At 33.3% G+C, this 23,697-nt stretch carries 1 protein-coding gene; it reads right to left on the reverse strand.

The window, feature by feature from the left end; genetic code table 11:
- Positions 1–12: 12 nt before the first annotated feature.
- On the reverse strand, positions 13–23,589 hold the full coding sequence (gene ebh, locus HMPREF3125_RS10460; RefSeq protein WP_070453770.1) for a hyperosmolarity resistance protein Ebh: 23,577 nt from the start codon (positions 23,587–23,589) through the stop codon (positions 13–15).
- Between the last annotated feature and the right edge of the window lie 108 nt (positions 23,590–23,697).

The raw sequence follows: 23,697 nt of genomic DNA on the forward strand, positions 1-23,697 counted from the left end.
ATTTATTGAGTTTTATTTTTTACGTTTTGAAGGTTTTTTATTATTCTTTTTCTTCTTTTTTGAGTTTGTGACTTTTTTGTTATTAGATGTTGATTTACCTTTTGCTTTATTTTCATTATCTTTATGATTTTGTTTCTTTTTAGCAATTAATATAGGCGCATCTTTATCATTACCTTTTAGCTTTTTCTCTTTTGAAGAATTTGAAGTTTGTTTGTTAGTTTCTGTTTCATCTTTTTTCTGTTTAGCTAATAACAATGGTTCGTGGTCGTTATCACTCAATAAATGTTTTTTATCATCTTTAATAGTATCTTTATGATTCAACATTTCCTCTTCTTCTTCTTTTCTACGGCGTTTTGCCATTACAAACCAGAAACTAGCTAATAATCCAGAAATGCCTACAAATCCTAGTGTCTTTTTAAGTACATTAGCAATTGAATCTGTCACACTATGTGTATTTTGATGATTGTTATTTTTATCTTTGCTTTGTTTAGATTTATCGCTAGGGACGCTGCCATTTAATTTTTCTTTAGTTCCATTTCCGAAGATAGTAGTAGCATTAGTTTGATTAGCTCTAACTACTCTAGTTAAATCGAAAGGTCTATTTAAAGTATTGTTGAATTGATTTCTGTTTCTGCCAATATTTGTATTGATTTGAACAGCTAAGATACGATTAATACCATCTCTCAATGCATCATCCACTTCTTGTGGTGTGTGTGCATTTTTAATTCTTCTAATCGTGTCATTAACTATGCTATTAATTCGATTTAAAGCATCTTGTTTTTGACTTGCAGTACCAAATCTACTGTTTCTTATGTCTTTAGCTTTTTGTGTAGATATTTTATTGATATTTTTAATAGCATCGTCTTTACGTTTCACTAAATCTTTAATTGGATTTACAGAAATAATCTGAGATATAAACTTATGTTGTTGTTTAGTTATATCTTCAAGTGATTTTGAATTATCAATATCTTTAAGCGCTTGATCTTTTAGGCGATTGACTTCGTCTTTAGCAGCAGCTTTTTGTTCTGGCGTTAAGTCAGGATTATTATCAATTTCTTTAAGTTTGTTGTTAGCTGCGTCTTCGATAGCTTGTTTCGCTTTGTCTTTCGCTTGATCAATCGTAAATTGATTTGGATCAAATTGGTTGATTGTATCTTGAGCTTGAGATTTCGCTTTATCAATGCCAGTTAAGTCTTTCGCATTATCGATATCTTTCAACGCTTGTTCTTTAAGGCGATTGACTTCGTTTTTAGCGGCAGCTTTTTGTTCTGGCGTTAAGTCAGGGTTATTATCAATTTCTTTAAGTTTATTGTTAGCTGCTTCTTCGATAGCTTGTTTCGCTTTATCTTTGGCTTGATCAATCGTAAATTGATTTGGATCAAATTGATTGATTGTATCTTGCGCATTAGATTTAGCTTCATCAATACCGTTTAAGTCTGTCACGTTATCAATATCTTTCAATGCTTGTTCTTTAAGGCGATTGACTTCGTCTTTAGCGGCAGCTTTTTGTTCTGGTGTTAAATCAGGATTATTATCAATTTCTTTGATTTTAGCTGCAGCAGCATCTTTGATTTCGTTTTTAGCATCAACTTTAGCTTTGACATAGTTAGAAATATTATTAACAGCATCTTCTAGTTTTTGCTTAATTCGATCAATATCTTCTTTAGTTGTTGCATTATCAATATCATTATTACTTTGTTGTTTTAACTGATTCAATTGATTAATTAACTGTTGTTTTTCTGTATCAGTTAAATCAGGGTTATTTGTAATCTTAGTAATAAGGTCATTGATTTTTTGTTCAATATCATTTTTAGCATCTATTTTAGCTTTAGGTATTTCATTTGCATGAATCTCATCGATTGCTTTGTTGCCTGATTGTTGAACTTTATTGACTTGATCGTTACTAGTCGAATTATTAATATCATTAATAATTTGGTTAGCAAGTTCTTTGGCTTTATTAATAGCGTCAGTCTTATCTTGCTCAGTAGCGTTTGATGCATTAATTTCTTTCAATTTATCTGCTAAAGCTTTATTAACTTCTTGGATGGCATCATTTTTCGCTTCTTGTAATCTTTCTTCACCATTTAATTGGTTAATTGCTTCTTTAATTGATTCTATCATTCCACGAACATCGTTAACATCTGTATCATTATTGTTGTTTCCATCTAGCATTTGTTGTGCATTTGATTTAACTTCATTTAAATTATCTCTTGCACTTTGATCGGCATTTTGGAAGTCGATGCTATTTTCACTGTTTGGAATAGTATTTTCAACGAGATCTCTAAGTTCAGCCATTGCATCATTTAATTCTATTTGATCATTGATAATGTCATTTATAGTATCTAAATCATTAGCTTTCTTGATTGCTTCATGTGCTGCCACTTTTTGTGGTTGGTTAAGTTGATCTAAACTATCTATAAATTTATCAGCTTTTGATTTAGCATTTGAAACTTTAAGATCACCATTTAATGCATTTTCTGCATCTATGATAGCTTGTTTTAATGCTCCCACTTCAGTATTTGTTAATGCATTTCCACTATCTTTATTTAATACATTTTGTGCATTAGAGATAGCTTTATTGAATTGGGCTTTTAAATCATCATCGGCATTAATAAAGTTTGAGCTAGATTTTATTGGTAGTTCATTATTTTGAACGTATTGTTTTAAAGCATTCATCGCTTGATCTACTGCTGTTGCTTTATTAATAGCTCGAGTCACTTTATTTAATGTATCAGCATTATTGATTTGTAATGTAGCTAATTGCTTTTGAGCGTTATTAATGTTAGTTAATTGGTCTAATGTTTCTAACGCTTTAGTTTTGGCATCATTAAGTCTTTGATCACCATTTAATGCATCTTTTGTAGTTGAAATAGCATCAATTAATTGTTGAATTTGCTCTTTAGGTAAGTTTAGACCATTTGCTTTATCAACTGCATCTTGAGCGTTAGTAATTGCTTGGTCGAAGTCTCGTTTCAATTGAGCTTCAGCGTTAATGTAATTACCACTATTTTTAGTTGATGCTTCATTATCATTGATAGTCTGTTGAAGTTGATTCATGACTGTATTTAATGATGTAGCTTCATCAACAATTTGTTGAATTTCATTTAAGTCATTTGATTGATTAACTCTTTCAACTAAAGATTGATGTTGTGAATCATTAATAGCATTGAGTTGATCGATAGCTTGGTTAGCTTGAGTTTTCGCTTCAGCTACTCTTTCATCACCGTTTAATGCTTGTTTAGTTTGTTGTATGTCCTGATAAGCTTGTTCAACTTGTTGTTGCGATGCATTTTCTGTAAGTAATTGTTGAGCATGTGTTATTGCTTGTTGATATGCTTGTTGTTTATCGTTATCTGCTTGGCTGTAATCAACTGAATTTTCAACATTAGTATGATCATTAACTGCATCTTGTAATTGTTGCATTGCTGTATTTAATTGAGTTGCTTGTTCAACTATTTGAGCAATTGGTTGAAGTTGAGTAGCGTTATCAATATTTTGTTTAATAGCAGTTTGCTGTTCGTTATTAAGATGTGTTAATTGATCGATATCTGTTTTAGCTTGTGCTTTAGCATCAGCAACACGTTGATTACCATTTAAATCATTTGCAGTTTCTTGAAGTTGTGTTAAAGCTTGTTCAACTTCAGTTTGATTAGCATTTGTACCTTGTGCTGGGTTAACGATATTTTCAGCATTACTTATTGCTTGATTTAATGCATCTTGTTTATCTGTTGAAGCTTCAGTGTAATTAGGCTCAGTTTTATCAGTATTAATTTGATTCAATTGATCTTTTAATGATTTCATCGCTTGATCAAGTTGAGTTGCTGTTTGAACTAATTGTGCTACTTCTGTTCTAGTTGTAGCACTAGCAATTGCATCTTTAGCAGCTTGTTGTTGCGCATGATTTAAATGATCTAAACTATCAACAGTAGTTGTTGCTTGCTGTTGGTCTTGTTCAAGTTTTTGATCACCATGAAGATTATCTTTAGCATTGATAACGTCTTGGATTTTTTGTTCAATTTGGCTTGTATCCATCGTTGGATTTGAAGTTTGCTTGATTAAATCTTTGGCATTATTTACTGCTTCAGTATATGCATCTTTTTGTGCAGGATCTTCATTAATAAATTTACTACTTGCTTCAACTTGTGCTTGGTCATTAATGCTTGCTTTTAAATTGCCTATTGCTGTATTAAGGTCAGCAGCATTTACTAAGATTTGATTAATGTCATCTCTAGTTGTTGCTTGATTGATTTGTGTTTCAAGCGTTTGATGTTGTGGTTGGTTAAGATCAGTTGAGTTATTTAAGCTCTCTAAAGCTCGTTGTTTCGCTTGCTCAAGTTTTTGGTCACCATGTAAATTATCTTTGGCATTATTCACTGCTTGAGTTAGTTGGTCAACTTGAGTGATATCTAATGTAGGATTAGACGTTTGGTCAATCAAGTCTTGAGCATGTTGTACTGCTTGTGTATATGCGTCTTTTTGTGCAGGATCTTCATTAATAAATTTGCTACTCGCTTCAGTTTGAGCTTGGTCTTTAATACTTACTTTTAGATTTTCCATTGCTAAATCAAGTGCTTGAGCATTATTGATAATTTGTGCAACTTCATCTCTAGTTGATGCACCATTAATTTGATTTTGTAGCGTATCACGTTGAGCAGTATTAAGATTATTTAATTGATTTAGAGTTTCATTAGCATGTTGTTTATCATCAGCTAATTTTTGATCACCGTGTAAATTATCTTTAGCATTATATACTGCTTGAGTTGCTTGTTCAATCGCAGACTTATCTAGTATTGGATTTGAATCATTATTTATAATGTCTAAAGCATGGTTAACTGCATCAGTATAAGCACCTTTTTGAGTAGGATCTTCGTTAATAAATTTACTGCTCGCTTCAACTTGTGCATGATCTTGAATACTATCTTTTAAAGCTTGCATTGCATTATTAAGTGCTTGCGCTTCTTCAAGTTTTTGTGCAACTTCATCACGAGTGGAAGCGTTGTTGATAGCATTTTCTATAGCTTGCTGTTGAGCAGGTGTTAAATGATCAAATTGATTTAATGATGTACCTGCATTTTGTTTATCTTCTTCTAATCTTTGAACTCCGTCTAATGCTTGTTTCGCATTATCGACAGCTTGAGTTGCTTGAGATACATCACCTTTATTAATTGTTGGGTTATTAGTTCCAGCAATGATATTTTCAGCATTTTGTAAAGCAGTGTCATAATCTTGTTGTTTGTTAGGTTCAGCATTAATATATTGACTGTTTGCATGAATATCATTTTTGTCAGCAATGCTTTGACGTAACGTATCCATTAATTGATCAAGTGCTTGTGCTTCTGTTAAGTCATTATTAACAGCTGTTCTTGTAGTTTCACTATCTATTAATGCATCTTCCATATGTTTTTGAGCATCATTTAAATGAGATAACTGACTAACTATTTGTTTAGCATGGTCTTTGTCGTTTTGTAATTTCACATCACCATGTAACGATTGCTTAGCATTGTTAACTGCTTCAGTAGCTTGATTAATAGTATTTTCATCTAACGTAGCAGTTTGTTCGTTGATGATATATTGCGCATGTTGAACTGCTTGATCATAGTTTTGTTGTTCTGTTGGATCTTCATTAATGTAAATACTATTAGTTTTGACTGTTGCGTTATCTTGTATGCTTTCTCGTAAACCATGCATAGCTTGATTTAGTGTATTAGCATTTTGTTCAATTTGGTGAACATCAGTCACTAATGGCGCACTATTCACTTGTTGTATTAAAGCTTGTTTTTGTGGATCGTTTAAATCAACTAGTGCATTAATTGCTTGTTCAGCATTGACTTTTGCATCTTGTAAGTTTTGATCACCATTTAATGCTTGTAACGCATCTTGAACACGAGTAATTGCTTGCTCTACTTCTGTTTGTGATGCATTTTGACCCGTTTGTGGGTTAATGATACTTTCTGCATTCGCAATTGCATCAGTGTATGCTGTCTGTTTATCATTATCCGCATTTGTAAAGTTACCTTGTTGTTCAATGTCATTATGGTTAGCAATAGCTTGAATTAAATTACCCATTGCACTGTTTAAATCTTGTGCAGTTTGTAAGTGTTGATTCACTGTAGCTATGTCTGACGATTGAGTAATTTGAGCTTCTAAAGATTGGACTTGAGCTTGATTTAAATGGCTCAATTGTCTAAGCGTTTCAGTAGCTTGTTGTTTAGTATTTGCAAGATTTTCATCACCATCAAGTGCTACTTTAGTTGTGTTCACTTGAGATGTAGCTGAATTGATATCATTTGAATCCATGATTGGTGAAGTAGCTTCGTTAATGATATTATTTGCTGCATTTACTGCATTGTTATAGTCATTTTGACGTTCATTTGTCGCATCATGATAGTCTTCAGAAGCTAATGTGTCTTGGTTATCTGCAATACTATTTCTCAATTGTTCCATAGCTTGGTCAAGCGCTTGAGCGTTTTGTTTTATTGTTAAAACATCTGTAACTAATGGTGCTTGGTTAATTTGAGTATTGTAATTTTGCTTTTGAGCATCGTTAAGATGTTGTAATTGATTAACAAACTGAGTAGCTTCTTGTTGAGCTTGAGCTAAGTTTGTATTACCATTCAACGCTTGTTTCGCATTATTAACTGTATTTGTTAAACGTTCAACTGCATCTTGAATTTCATTTGTGCCAGCATGTTGATTTAATACATTTTCAGCATTAGCAACTGCTTGGTTATACGCTTCTTGATTTTGTTGATCAGCATTTAAATAATTACCATCAGTTAATGTTTGTGCATTGTCATTAATTGATTGAGCTAATTGATTCATTGCTTGATCAAGGTTTTGAGCAGTTTGCTTAACTTGATTTACTGTTGCAATATCTGGTGCTTGTTCAATTTGAGTTGTGAGTGCTTGTTTTTGAGCATCGTTTAAATGAGACATTGCATTAATTTCTGTATTGCCATTTTGCTTTTCAGTAGCAAGTTTTGCATCACCGTTTAACTCGTTATGTGCGTTATTAACTTGGTTTATCGTGTTCTCGATGTCACTAGCAATTAACGTTGGATTAGATGTTTGATTAATAATAGTTTCTGCTTGGTTCACTGCATTCGTGTATGCTGTTTGTTTGTCTGCATCAGCATCGTGATAATTTTCACTACCTAATACTTGATCTTTATTAGCAATGCTTTGTTTTAATTGATTCATTGCATTGTTAACTTCTTGTGCAGTTTGTTTAATTTGGTTAACAGCATCAATAGATTGTGCTTGGTTAATTTGTTCAGTAAGTGCATCATGTTGTGGTTGATTTAAATCTTGTAAAGCACCAAGCTGAGTTGTTGCTTCTTGTTTAGCTTGATCTAAGTTTTCATTACCATTAAGGTCATCTTTAGTTTGATTAACATTTGTTAGTGCTTGATTAACTTCATCAACGTTTAATACAGGTGTTGGTGTGCCATCTACGATTTGTTGAGCATGATTTGTAGCGTTGTCATAAGCAACTTGCTTACTGTTATCTGCTTGAGTGTAATCAATTGATTGCGGCACTTGACTATTAGCTTGAAGTTGTTGTTTCAAGTTACCCATTGCAGTATTTAAATCATTAGCAGTTTGTTTTACACGATCAACATCTGGAACTAAACCTGCTTGAGTTACTTGTTGTTTAAGCGCCTCTTTTTGAGGTGTATTTAAATTAGGTAATTGATCAATTATTGTTGTCGCATTTTGTTGTGCGGTTTGAAGATTTTGATCCCCATTTAATTCGCCTTTAGTTTGAGTCACTTGTTGTAATGCTTGAGTTACTTCTTGTGGATTAACTATAGCATTTGGAGTTCCATTAATAATTTGTTGAGCATGATTTACTGCATCAGAATATGCTGATTGTTTATCTTGATCTGCATTTAAGTAATTACCATTTGTAATCACTTGGTCATGATTTGCAATACCTTGTTTTAAATCAGCCATTGCTTGATTTAAATCTTGCGTTGTTTGTTTAATACCATTGACTTTATCAACTGTAGTAGCTAAATCTACTTGTTGTTTTAACGCTTCTTTTTGAGCTTGGTTTAACTCACTTGCATTTTCAATAGCTTGAATTGCTTCATTTTTGGCATTTTGAACATTGTTATTACCATTTAATGCTTGTTTCGCATCAGTTAATTGTTGTAATGCTTGTTCAACTTCAGTTTGAGGTACATTGCCACCATTAGCTTTATCTAAGATATTTTCAGCATGTGCAATAGCAGCATTATATGCATCTTCCTTATCTTGATCAGCATCTGTGTAATTGATGTTGCCTAATATTTCTGTCTTATCTTGTAATCCATTAGATAAGGCTGTCATAGCATTATTTAAGTTTTCCGCTACTTGTTTGATTTGGTTAACATGTTCGATATCTGGTGCTTGATCAATTTGATCAGTTAGAGCATGTTGTTGTGCACTATTTAAATGATCAAGTGTAGTTATTGTTGCTTTTGCATTTTGCTTTTCAGTTTCAAGTTTTTCATTACCATTTAATGCTTGAGTCGTTTCTTGAACTTTCGTTAAAGCGTTAGTCACTTGAGTTGGATCCATTGTTGGACTAGCTGTTTGATTTAATAAATCCTGTGCAGCAGAGATAGCATCGTTAAATGCTGCTTGTTTATCTTGATCGGCATCGTGATAGTCTTCGCCTGCTAAAATATCGTCTTTGTTAGCGATACCTTGTTTCAAGTTTGTCATAGCTTCGTTAAGCTTTTCAGCAGCTGTTTGAATCGCATTTACATCTGGAACTGCTGTAGCTTGTGTGATTTGTTTATTATATTCATCACGTTGAGCTTGATTTAAGTTTGGTAATTGATCAATTGCATTTGTAACTGTTTGTTTAGCATTAGCTAAGTTTGTATTACCGTTTAATTCGTCTTTAGTTTGATTAACATGGTTAAGCGCATCAGTAATTTCACTTGGTGTTACAACTACATTTGGAGCTCCGTCAATTAACTGTTGAGCTTGAGTGACAGCATTGTTGTATGCAGTTTGTTTATCAGTATCAGCATTTGTAAAGTTACCATCAGCTTTAGTTTGATCTTTATCTGCAATACTTTGTTTCAATTGTGTCATTGCATTATTTAAGTCTTGAGCAGTTTGTTTAATACCATTTGTTTCAGCAACAGTTGTATCATTATTCACTTGACCTTTTAATACATCTTTTTGAGCTTGGTTTAAGTCACTCGCATTATTGATGAGTTCAGTTGCTTCGTCTTTAGCTTGTTGAACGTTTGCATCACCGTTTAATGCTTGTTTAGCATTGTTGACTTGTTGAATTGCTTGTTCAACTTCAGTTTGAGATACGTTACTGCCACTAGCTTTATCTAATATATTTTCAGCATTTGTAATAGCTTGATTGTAAGCAGCTTGCTTTTCAGGATCAGCATCAGTGAAGTTAACTTTTGATGTTGTTAAATCTTTATCGGCAATTGCTTGTTTTAAACCAGCCATAGCATTGTTTAGATTTTGAGCATTGTTTTTAATTTGATTTACTTCATCAACTGATGTTGCATGACTAATTTGCTCATTTAAAGCATGTTGTTGTGCATTATTTAAGTTATCAAGTCCACCTACTGTTTGATTAGCCTCTTGTTTTGCTTGGTTCAGATTATCATTACCATTCAATTCATTTTTAGCGTTTGTCACGTTAGTTGTGGCTTGATTAATAACAGTCGGATCTAATGATGGATTAGAAGTGTTATCAATAATATCTTTTGCACTATCAACTGCATTGTTATATGCCTCTTGTTTATTTGGTGACGCATCTAAGTAGTTTTGATCATTCTTAGTTGCTGTATTATCTGCAATACTTTGTTTTAAATGATTCATCGCTTGGTCAACGTCTTGAGCTTTTTGTAAATTAGCTTGAACTTCTGCTACATTCGATGAATTTCCAACTAATTGTTTAAGTGCTTCTTTTTGAGCATCAGTAACATTAGTTAATCCATCGATATTTGTTGTAGCTTGTTGTTTAGCGTTATTTAAGTTTTGAGTACCATTTAAATCATTCTTAGCTGAATTAACTTGGTTAGTTGCAGCTTCAACTTGTTCTTTAGTTAGATTTGTACCTTGTGTAGGGTTTAAAATATTTTCAGCATTTGTCACTGCATTTGTATAATCAGTTTTCTTATTATTATCAGCATCTAAATAATTTTGACTATCTAACGTATTGTCTTTGTCAGCCAAGCTTTCTTTTAATTTAGTCATAGCTGTGTTTAAATCTCGAGCATCTTTTTTAATTTTCTCTACTTCAGCAACTGTTTGAGCTTGATTAATTTTTTGAGCTACATTTTCTCTTTGAGCATTATTTAAATTATCTAAACCATTTAATTCTTGAGATGCATTATTTTTAGCTTCATTGACTTTTTGCGTACCGTTTAACGCTTGTTTAGCAGTATTAATTGCTGACAGTGCTGTTTCAACTTGAGTTTGGTTTGCATTAGAACCAGTTGTTGGGTTCGTGATGCTTTCAGCACTTGTTATTGCGTTAATATAATCCTGTTGTTTAGCTGGTTCAGCATCAGTGTAATTGATGCTTTGTTTAACATCAGTTTGCTCATTAACAGCATCAATTAATTGCCCCATTGCTTGATCAAGTGATGAAGCAATAGAAGTAACTTGAGTTACTGTTGCAATATTTGCAGCATCATTTATTTGGTTAGTAAAGTCAGTACGTTGTGCTTGATTTAAATGAGTCAGTTGATTTAAATCTTGTAATGCATTTTCTTTAGCACGTGTTAAGTTAGCGGCACCATTTAAATCAGTTTCTGCTGTTTTAATTTGTTGCATAGCTTGTGAAACGTTTGAAGGATTAAGTTCTGGTTGAGTAGTTTCACTAACAATACTTTCAGCATGATTAATCGCATCGTTGTAGGCTGTTTGTCTATCGTTATCAGCATCGACAAATGGTTGACTTGTTTTAACTGCTTGTTGATGGCTTATTTCTTGTCTTAAATCAGTCATCGCATTGTTAAGTGCATTTGCATTTGACTTGATATTAGCAACTTCATCAAGTTGTGTAGCACTGTTAATTTGGTTTGTAATACTTTGACATTGTGCATCAGTGAGATCTGTTAAATGACTTAGTGCTTCTGTTGCTTCTTGTTTCGCATTTGTAAGATTTGTATTACCATTTAATTCATTTTCAGCACTGATTACATTTTGTGTAGCAGTATTGATGTCTGCTGGATTTGTAACAACATCTGGCGAACCGTTAATTAAGTTTTGTGCGTGTTGGTAAGCATCAGTATATTTACCTTGTTTCTCAGCACTTGCATTAGTGTAATTACCATCAGTAACAATTGTATTATGGTCAGCTACAGCTTGTTGTAATTGATCCATTGCAGTGTCTAATGCATTAGCATTATTTTGAAGGTCAGTAACAGCTACTACATTTTGAGCTTGGTTAACTTGCTCTTTTAGTGCATTTTTCTGTGGTGTATTCAAATGTGCTAAGTTTTCAATTGCTTGTGTTGCATCATTTTTAGCTATTTGTAAGTTTTGAATCCCATTTAATTCACTAGCAGTTTGAGTAACGTTTTGAATTGCTTGTTCAACTGCGTTTTGATCAGCATTTGTGCCACTCGTTTTGTCTAAAATACTTTCGGCATTTGCTACTGCTCCAGTATATGCATTTTTCTTATCTGTATTAGCATCTAAGTAGTTTTGATTGTTTAAAGTTTCATCTTTATTCGCGATAGCTTGTTGTAATTGTTGCATAGCTGAATTTAAGTTCTGAGCAGTTGTTTTAACTTGGTTAACGCCATTTACATCTGCAACACGATTACCACTAGTAACTTGAGCTTTTAAAGCGTCTTTTTGACCAGTATTTAAGTTAGTGCTTTGATCAATTGTATTGATTGCACTTTGTTTAGCTTGATCTAAGTTTTGTTGACCGTTTAATGCTTGTTGTGCTTGAGTAATTTGGTTAACTAAAGTATCTACATCTGATTTAGATGTATTTGGTCCAGTCGCTTTGTTTACAGTTGCTTCAGCAGTTACAAGATACATATCATAATTTGATTGATTTTGTGAATCTGCGTCTAAATAGTTTTGGCTATTTTGAATATTATTTTTATTATCAACTAGTGTTTGTAATTGTCCCATTGATGTATTTAATGCATCAGCATTTAGTTTTACTTGTTCAACGCCAGCAAGATTAGTTGCTTGGTTGATATCATTTTCTAATGCGTTATGTTGAGCAGTAGTTAAATGATTTAATGTACCTAAATGTTGAATAGCTGCTGTTTTAGCATCATTAATTTTATGATCACCATTCAATTCATTTTGTGCATTAGTAATTCTTTGTAATGCTGTTTCTACATCATTTTGTGGTGTGTTAGGACCTGCATCTTTATTTAAAATCGCTTTGGCAGCTGCAATCGCTTCATCGTATGCTGTTTGTTTATTAGTATCTGCATCAGTGTAATTTTCTGTTGCTTTTACTTGATTTTCATTATTAACAGCATCTTGTAAGTTATTCATTGTAGTGTCTAAACTTTGAGCAACTTGTTTTGCTTGTTCAACTTGGCTAATATTTTGAGCATTAGTGATTTGAGTATTTAAGTTATCTTTTTGTTGGTTAGTAATATGAGATAACGTATCTAAATACTGTTGTGCATTTTGTTTAGCAGCTGATAAGTTTTCGTCACCGTTTAAATCGCCTTTAGCATGAAGCACTTGTTGAGCTTTCGCATTAATTGTATCAGCACTCATCTCTGGTTTAGTTGAAGCATTGATGATGTCTTCAGCTGAAGTTACTGCGTTATTATATGAATTTTGATTATCAGGTGATGCATCGTTATAATCTTCACTATTTCTTACAGTATTTTGGTCAGCAATGCTTTGTCTTAATGTATCCATCGCGTGGTCTAACGTATTCGCATTACCTTGGATACTTTGAACATCTGCCACTGTTGTACTGTTATTAATTTGAGTTGTTAAATGATCTTTTTGAGCATCAGTTAAATGAGTTAATTGTGATAATGCTTGTTTAGCAGTTTGTTGTGCTTGTTCTAAATTACGGTTACCGTTTAATTCGCTCTTAGCTGTATTCACTTTAGCAATAGCTGCATTAACTTGGTCTTGAGTTTTATTAGGACCGTTTTGAGCTAGGATTGCTTTAGCTTCATTAACTGCTGATGTGTAATTAGTTTGTTTATCAGATGATGCGTCTCGATAATTTTGACTATTTAATGTGTCATTTTCGTTGCTAATAGCATCTTGTAAGTTACCCATTGCAGTATTTAAATCGTTGGCAGATTGTTTCACTGAATTAACGTTAGCAATATTAGTTGCATCATTAATTTTAGAAGTGATGTCTGCTTTTTGAGCATTATTTAAATGAGATAGTGTATTCAACTCATTGTTTGCTTGTTGTTTTGCTTGTTCAAGCTTTTCTTCACCGTTTAATGCAGATTCTGTTGATGTAACTTGGTTTATTGCTTGTTTAATTGCATCAACAGTCATTGTTGGTTGAGTTGTTTCATTAATGATTTGTTTAGCAGTTGATACTGCTTGATTGTAGTTATTTTGCTTTTCAGTATCTGCATCTAAGTAATCTTCGCCACGTTTCACCGCATCGTTATTCGCAATAGCTTGTTGTAAGTTACTCATTGCCATATCTAAATTAGATGCAAGTTGTTTCACTGCATTAACAGTATCAACTTGATGGGCATCATTGATTTGTGTTTGTAACTGTTGACGTTGAGCATCATTTAAATGCGTTAATTGATCGAGTGCTGTTTGAGCTTCTTGTTTCGCATTGTTAAGGTTATCAGAACCATTTAATGCAGTTTCAGCCTGAGACACTTGTTGTAATGCGTTAGTTACATCATTAGGTATTAACGTTGGATTTTGAGCGTTGCCATTAATGATTTCGTTAGCTTGGTTATAAGCAGTATCATAATCATTCTTCTTATTAGTATCTGCATTGACATAGTTGTCGTCTTGAACTAATTGAGCGTGGTTAGCGACACCTTGTTTTAAATTGGCCATAGCTGTATCTAAAGCAATTGCATTTTGTTTAATATCATTCGCTGCTAGTACATTTTGAGCTTGCGTTACTTGTTGTGTTAAAGCGTTCTTTTGCGCTTGATTTAAGTCATTAGCGTTAGTAATTGTATCAATCGCTTCTTGTTTAGCACGTTGTAAGTTTTGCTCTCCATCTAAGGCAGCTTTAGTTGATTTAACAGTATTTGCTTTTTGATTAATAGCGTCAGGAGACATTGTTGGACTATTTTGTTCTCCAATGATGCCTTTAGCTGCGTTTACTGCATTATCATAATTTGTTCTGTTAGAAGATGTTGCCTCAGTATAGTTAATACCAGTTTTGATTGAATCATTATCATTAATGCTGTCTCGTAATGCTGTCATAGCAGTATTTAATGAGTTAATACTATTTTTAATTGTTTCAAGACCAGCATGATTTGATGCAGCATTAATTTGCTCTCTAAAGTTATCTTTTTGAGCTTGGTTAAGACTTGTTGCATGTTGTAATGCTTCTAAAGTTGGTTGACGATCTAAAGTTAAACCAGCTCTTGCTTGATCTAACTCAGATTGAGCATTAGTTGCTAGAGTCACTTTATCATTGATAGTTTGAACTGATGGTTGGCCAGCAAGTTCTTGATTCACTGCATTTAAAGTTTGACGTGCTGCTTCTAATTTTTGGTTATATTCATTTAGTGAAGCGGTTGTCATACCAACAGTATCAGTTGGTTGATTAATACTTTGCTCTAACGCTTGTTTAGCCGCTTCTAGTGGTGCTTTGTCTGGTGTTAGATTTGTTATTGCTTGATCTAATTCAGATTTAACACTGTTAGTTTGGCTTGTATTTGTATTGATTTCTGCTACTGAAGGACTGCCATTTAATACTTGAGTAATAGCATTTAGTTTTTCTTTCGCTGCAGCAAGTTTTGTATTAAATGCATTCACTGTATCTTGAGTCATACCAGTTGTACTTGTCGAACGGTTAATATCATTTTCTAAATCATTTTTCGCTGCTTCTAACGGTGCTTGGTCTGGCGTTAAGTTAGTAATAGCTTGTTTTAAGTTATTGTATTGAGTTTCAACTTTAGCTTTTTCAGCTGCGATGTCTTGGTCAGTTGCATCTCCATTATCAATGACTTGTTGTGCGTTATTTGATTCAGCTTGAGCCGTTTGTTTAGCTGTTTGGTAAGCATTGATTGATTCTTGAGTCATACCATCTGTTGATACAGATTTATTTATTTCCTCATCAAGTTTAGCTTTCGTTGCTTTTAATTCACTGTTATCTGCTAAAGGTTGTAATTGATCGATAGCTTGAGTGATTTGTTCATTGACTCTATTTACTGCAGTCATCGCATCTTGTACTTCTTGTACAGTGCGAATTGGTTTATTAATGACGGCATTCGCATTGTTACGAGCACTAGTTAAATCACTATTAAGTGCTTGCATTGCTTGGTTGTAAGCTGTAATACTAGCTGGTTTCTTATCAGTAGTTGAACCAGTTCTATCAAGTTGTTGTACTGCTTGTTGTAATGCAGTAGTATCAGCAGTTAAATTAGCTTTTGCTTCGTTAAGTTCAGTTAATGCAAGTTCTACGCTTGCTTTTTCATCAGCAATTTCTTGTTCAGTCGCATCACCATTATCAATCACTTGTTGTGCATTAGTAATAGTTACTTGAGCCACTTGTTGTTTCGTATTGTAATTATCAATACTTTGTTGAGTCATACCGTCTGTTGAAGGTACTTGATCAACAGCTGCTTGTAAGTTGTTTTTCGCTGTTACTAGTTCACTATTATCAGCTTTATCTTGTAATAATGCTTTTGCTTGATCAATTTTCGTTTGAGCTGCTTGTACTTTTGTTAAAGCAGCACTAACTTGTTGAGGTGACGCAAATTGATCTTGAATGACTTGATTTGCTTCAGCTTTAGCAGCATTGATTTGTTGCTCGGCAGCTGTCATTGCTTGGTTATATTGATTAATACTTGATGGTGTTTTACCGTCAGTACTAATTGCATCATCTAAATGTGTATTAGCGGCAATTAACTCACGCTTATCTGATTTCGTAAAGATTGTTTCTGTAACTTCTTCAGTACTACCATCGTTATAAGTAATGATGACAGGAATTGTTGTTGTGCTACCGCCATCTAAGTTTGTAGGCATATTTGTACCTTGTTTGATAGCAGCATTTTGTTTGTTATTAACATGTACAGCATTGTTGATTTCTTCTGCAGTAACATTGTCGCCGAATTCTTTAATAATTTGATCCGTTGTTACTGTGTGCTCTGTTGGTGATGGTAATGTTCTAGAATTAGAACTTGCTGCATTACCAGAACCTGCTTTAGCAACTGCTGTTACTTCTGAATTTGGCTTAATTGTATTAGCATTAAACGTTACTTTACCAGTTGTACTGTCTAATGTAATGTAACTTGGTTGACCAGCTATAGACCACTTGCCGTTTGCCCCTTTAACAACATGTAATGTTTTATTTTGTTCAGTACCATTAGCAAGTTTTTCAGTGTAAGTAATATCAACAGCATTTGTTGGGTTAACTAAATTGCCTGTTGGGTTATTAGGTGTAATGTCTAATTGACCATTGTCCCATGCAGTAGATAAAACTTGATTCGGTTGTGGTGCTATAACTGTGAATTCATCACTTGGTTGTTCAGCACTAGTTAATTCTCCACTACCTTGAGTTGCGATAACTTGAATTGTATCAGCTGGGTTAAATGTTCCTGCTGCAACGGTAATTCCATTACCAGTACCTACGAGTCCTGCTACAGTATGAGCAGTTTGCTCCTTAGTCCAAGGGCTTCTATTATTATTTCTATTAAATGAAGTAATTACATTTCCATTACGTTTAATTACTAATCTATCGGCATAAGTTGTAACATTACCAGAACTTGTATTAATACGTTGATCATTACCTGGTGCAATTGTTAATACACCCTGAGCTGTTTCACTGATAGTTGGTTTAGTTGGTTGAACATTTTTAACAATAAATTTAGCTGGTTGAGATGTCGCAAATGTTCGACCATTGTATAAAACATCATATGTAGCATTTACTACTTTAGCTGCATTTGGTTTGTTCATAGCTGACCAGCTTGCATTATTAGTACCAGTTGCAGTTTTGTTCCAACGATATGTGAACCCGTCAGTAGGTAGGCCATCACCATTTTCATTATGAGCATATTGAGAAGCATCAATGCCTGACGCAAATGTTGTACCTATTGTTGTTGTATATTCACTTTGAGGGAAATCAAATTGATATACATACACTTTTACAGGTACTTGCACTGGTGTAGGTATACCAGGATAATTTACGTTAATTGTTAAGTTTTGTACGCCTGCAGTATTAGAAGTTGGTGCAGAATTATTAGCCCATTCAGCAGTAATTCCTGTTGTATTTTGATTTGGTTCAAAAATTATATAATTAATAGCTTGAGTGCCGTGAGTAAGATTTGTACCCTTTTTATCACGAGCAGGACTAATTGCGACTGCTGATGGATAAATTTTGACTGGTATATCAACAGTTCTAGTGCCTTGATCGTTTGGTAATGTGACTGTAACTGTTTTAGTAAATGAGCCTACATTATTTTTCCAATTATCAGGATTATCTTGCCATGTAGCTGTTGCGCCACTTGGTACATTCTTAATAAAACGTTCTGCATGATCAAAATCAAAGTTATTTCCACCTTTAACTAATACTGCTCCTTCGTCAATAGCTTGTAACTGTGGTGTTACTCGAACACTATCACTATCTAACGAATCTACAGTTTCAGAGTGTCTTTCATTTGTAACTTGGCCACGATCATTTATAGATGTGTAAGAAAGATTACCTTCTGACAACGTTGCAGTAGCTTTAATATCACCATCAGGTAATGCATCAGAGACAGTAACGACTAGTGTACGATTGTCGCCAAATTGTGGGTTTGTAATTGTTAATGGTGTGCCATCTGCTTTAAATAATTGGACTGTTGAATTTGGTAATACATTAGATAACTTAACCTCTTGATTTGTTAATCCAGCTTTGTAACTTACAGAATTTGCATCAATAATTGGTGGGTCTGGACGTACTTTAGATAAGAATCTAACATTTTCAGTTTGACCATTAGCATAAGTTACACGTACTAGTCTAGTTTGGAATCCTATTTGACGTGTATTTGGTCCTAAGCCATTATTGCCAATAAACTCAAATCTCATATTTTCAGGTTGGTTAGACCATGAGTTATTAATAGGTTTTAAAAATTCTTTAGGGTTGTTGACGTCAGTAATATCAGGGAATGTTCCCAATTTAGGTGCAACAAATACTTGTTTAGGCACAGTCTTTACAACCATATACGATGATTCTTTTTCAATTGGTGAAGTTTCACCATCAAATAAAATATTAGCTCTAACTGTGATGCTTTCACCTATTTGAGCATTATTTTTATTAGGTGTGTTATTTGGTAACCATGTGATTGTCGCATCAGGTACAGGGTCTCCATTATCTAATGTGAAGAAATCACTTGGAGCTGATCCTTTACCACTAACAAAATTTTGACCTTGTATTGTAAATTTTGGTGAAGCAATCACATTATAAAGAATGTGCTTAACTGATACGGTTACAGTTGATGAAGTTCCATCTGTATAAGTTACTGTAACAGTTACATCAGCATTATTACCGCGTCTACGAACATTACTTACAGTTTTACTTTGAACTTCATTTGTTGATGCTGTGGCATAACTTCTATTAGGTACTATTTCTGTCAAAGTAACTGAGTTTGTAATAGCTTCTTGGTCCTCTTGTGAAATACTCGCATTATTGCTAATATTAGCGATTCTGACTGGATTTTGAGCTGTAGAAGTTGTTGAAACACGATATTTATCTTTTAATGGTTTGATTGCTATATTGAATGAATGTTCAGTACTATTACCGCTTGTGTCTGTTGCAATTAAGTTAATTGCTTTAGATGTTGAACTAGTTACATTCGGTATTGTAAACGACGCTTGTTGATTATTATTTGATACATTCCCCGTTAATTGCGAGGTAGGTGCAACTGTAACATCTTGCAATGCATAATTATCATTAGCAGTAATATGATTTGTATATGTTTCCCCAGAATAAACTTGCTGATTATTTGAATTTTCAACTGAAATCGTTGGATTAACTTTATCACTTGGAACAAAGTACACATTAATAGTGTCAGTTGTACGATCCATGTTTGAACGTAAATATTCAATATAAGGTTTAGGACCTGTAGGTGATAAATATAATTGAGCTCGATAAATCGAATGATGTGCATTGCTAATTGTATTGTTTTTAATAACTTTATCAATAGTAAATGCACCTGCACCATTAATAGCTGGTTTGTCTACATTCACTAATGTTGAATTTTGACTATTGTTACTCAAATTAGAATAAGTAATTGTTTGTCCACCGATACCGGTATTAGTTGTTACAATATCAAGTACTTGAATAACTTGGCCATCGAGTGTATATAAACTTTGACCATCTGTCTTTGGTGTAGATAAAGAGTATCCTGTTGTATTAGATGCTCTTCTACCAGCTTCTGCAGCTTCTTTTTCAGTACCGACAATGTTAGTTCTTAAACCTGGAATATTAGTATTAGCAACTAATAAGTTTAATACTTCATTTGTATTAAAATCTTGGCCTAAAGTAGCGTCATATCTATAAATTAAAGATTTATGATCAGGTGTCCATTCAAGTCCCCCATCAGTTGGTCTATTTGCTATCTTAGGATTAGTCCAACTGACTTGGTAATCATTTGGAAAGTCAACCCAACGAAGGAATGACATATTATTCAAATTAGATGTAAATGTCTTAACTAATCTATCTTTAGATACTGTCACAGTTACAGTACTTACACCTTGTCTAGCATCAGGGTTATTTACAGTGATGTCATTTTCTGTTAATGGAAGTACTTGACTATTAGCATTAATAAACGCTTGTTTAACGCGAGTAACTTCTTCATCAGTTAATTGATAATTTGATACTCTATATACCCTTTGATCATCTGTTGGTTGTTGAACATCTATAACTTTTAAAGTTAAAGTTAACGGTGCTTGAGTTTGATGATACGCATTAGCAGCTAGAACTTGATAGTCATATGTTCCTGCATCAAGACGTGAAATTTGTGATGCAGTAGGTAATGTATTATCCCCTGAAATATTGTAAAATGAATCATTTGGTAACGCAGATCCATCTTCTAGCGCAAAATATTGTTTTAAATCACCAATATTATATGATTGCCCTTTAGCGATAACAATTGTAGCTTGTTTTAAATTATCTCCACTAGCAAATGCTGTATTTCTAATAGGATTGTAAGTGATTATATCTGAAGCAGGCATGTTATCTGTAGACCCATCTAAATAAGTAAATCTAGCAGAACCATTTGAATTAACAACAATCTGATTTCTTTGAGCTAATTTATCTATTATAGTTGCATTTTTGCTTCGAAGCGCTTGTAATATTTTAAGTATATTTTCAAGATCTGTTACCGATCTTGGATCTGATACTTTTATCTTTTCAGCATTATCTAGACCTATAGGTTGAAAATCTTGACTCATTTCTCCAACATCTATTGATATTTGCTTACCTTGGCTTATGTTGTTTGCGTTATCAGTTGCTGTAATCGTAAAAGTGATGTGACTATTAAAAGCCTGATTATTAGGTATAGTACCTGATATACTTAAAACTCCTGTTCGTCCATCTGAATTTTTAACAAAGTTAGATGTCCATCCACTAGGTAAATTTGTAATATTAGTACTTTTAAGACCAGAACCATATTGTTCATCTGACACATTCACAGTAAAACTAACATTATCTCCTCTATAATATTTATTTTCCTTATTTATTGGGTTACTAATTGTTGGTGATGTAACATCTGGTAATATTTCTACTTCATTGCCCCAATTAGATTGAACATTTTTATTATAAAAAACTATTGCTTTAATATTACCGCTTTTTGGTAAAGGTAGTATATTGTAACTATCTTTGGAAATAGTTATAGTACTATGTTCTCCGTCAGCATTACCTGTTGCCAAAATATTATAATTAATAGGAACAGTATTTGGATCATTTGTACCATTACGTCCTAACGGTCCAGTATTGATTAAATATACAATTGCTTTAGGATCTAGTGGTACGTTTGAGACTACTATATCTTGTTTTGTGCCACCTTTACCACGCAATTCCTCAGCTGTTGTATCGATATGAGGTGGCTCTGGTTTTACTCTTATTTCAAAAGTTTGTTCTTTTTTACCAAATCTAACTGTTCCAAAATAATCACCAGGTGCAAGCGTTCCAACTAATTCAATATTCTTTTCATAATTTGTATTCACACGATCTACAGAATTTTCAATTCTAAGTGTACTTGGGAAACCGCTTATAGTCCAATCATTATCAGTAAAAGGTTCATTACTAACCAAATTAATTCGTAATGGTTGATTATGTACAGTTTTATTTCCTACTTGTGAAGTACTATTTTGCATTTCACCAGGATTTACTGCAAATACTGGGTGATTAGCTGCTTTAGATATAGGTTGTTCTCCTCTGTCTAAAGTTTCATCATTTGTAAAGAAATTGATAATATTACGAACAGCGGGTTTGACAGTTAATTGGGCAGGTACAATTGTTTCTTCATTTCCAGCTCCATCTTGAATATCAAAACCAATCATAAATTTAATAGGTCTACCAGTTCTTGCAGCTTCTTCTAGTGTACTATCGTTAAACATTTGATGTACTTGGAATGAATTTAATGGTGATATAGAGCCTGGTGTTCTTTTATGACTATAATCGACACCTGCTGGGAAAAACCCTAAAACACGATTGTTCGGTGAAGCTACATAACTAAGTGGATCAGTAACAAAATCATTACTATTTTTTGTACCATCTAAAACGTATCTCGTTACATCCATTCTTCTATCTGGATCATATGCAGTTACTGTGTTGCCTAAATGATAAGTACGATTGATAGTTTGGTATAGGGATTCTGTACGTTTTGTTAATTCAGATCTTGGTTCAACATATAATTGGTTGTACATAAACAGTTGGTTGTATTCATATGCACGTCCCCCTGCTGCATAATAAAGTCTATCTGCTGTTGGGCCTGTTGTTTTAAATTGGATAGTATAACTATTTTCACCATGTCCAATAAAAGCATATATTTTATCTAACCCGGGTATTTCACTTGGCTTTTCTTTATTTAATAATTTAAAGTTTTCTAACCCAAAGTTTTTAGCGGTTTCGCTTGCCCCATTCTGATTAAAGTAATCACCTGCTCTAGAAAAATCAGTAAAACTTCTTATTTGAAAAGTTGGGTCATCATAAAATGTATGGTTTTGGATTGGGCCTTGAACAAAACTATCGGCTGCTCCATTGTCAAGCGATCTGGTATTTTTCCAAAATTCTGAGAGAGACTTATCTTCAAAACTACTGAAAGAATGTGTGCCTTCTTTGTTTAAAATACTAAAAATTGTTCGCCCGACTGGAGTTTGTCCTTCAGGTAAACCAAACCAAAATACCATATGTTCGTGATTCCAATGACTTTTATTGAACTTAATAGTCCATTCATAACCGTCTTTTACTTGTTTTGTATAAACTAATGCAATTTCTTTTGTATCAGCTGCACGTAAGGTATTCCATCTTGGATTAGGTAGATGGATAGGTGGTACACGATTTGATGCACTTATGTATGTACCTACTGAATACCCCGAGCCATCGTTGTTATTAGTTACATAATATGCAGAATTAGCATTTTGATAATCTGAGCCAGATTTTGTTTCTACTGCACGTTCTTCTATACGGTGATTACGTCGTACTTGAGCTTGTCTTTTAGGTAGAGTTTTAATAGTTGCAACAGCTTGTTCTAATTCTTTATATGCTAATTGCAATGTTTTATTGTCTAATGCATCATTACTTCCTAATAATAAATTAATTTTATCGAATGCTGCTTTTATTTGATTGAAAGCCCTTTTATCAGCTTTTTCTCTATCAACAAAGCGATAATCATGGTAATTTGCATCAAAAAATGCTTGTAAAGCATTTTTATCAATTTGTGAAGGTTGAGCATTGTCATTGTTATTATTTAGGTCAATTTGACGTGAGCTATCTTCAACATGTGCAGTTAATTTATTCTCAGCATGATTAAGTTGTTCATTTTGTAATGTGTTACCCTGCTCTAAATCAGATGAATTTGTAACTTCTTGATTCTTATTTACATTATTTTCTGAATTTTGAAGCGGTGCTTTAGAACTATTTTGTTCTGATTGATTAGATTTCTTTGAATTTGCTACTTTTGTAGACTCTTGACTTGAGTTATCGATAGAAGTTTCTACATTAGTATTTGCTTTATCGGTTGTCTGTGAAATTGTATTTGTTTCTTGTTTAGCTAAATCAGATGTGTTTGACTGTTGTCCATCTTGATGCTGATAAGTTTGATTTTTAGGTTGCACATTAGAACTTGTTTCTTCAGCTTGTGCATTAGATGCGTTAAATCCTAAAAATACTAATGTTGCGATTACAGTTGAAAATGTACCAACTGTGTATTTACGAATACTAAACTTCTGTAATTTCTCACGATTGTTCACTTTTATTGTTCACTCCTTGTCTTGATGTTGTTTCGTAGATGTAATGTTATGTATATATAAATAATTACAATAACGCTATTTATCAAACAATGAATTCTAAATATTCCT

The organism is Staphylococcus sp. HMSC13A10 (genome assembly GCF_001808005.1).
Classification (GTDB): domain Bacteria; phylum Bacillota; class Bacilli; order Staphylococcales; family Staphylococcaceae; genus Staphylococcus; species Staphylococcus pasteuri.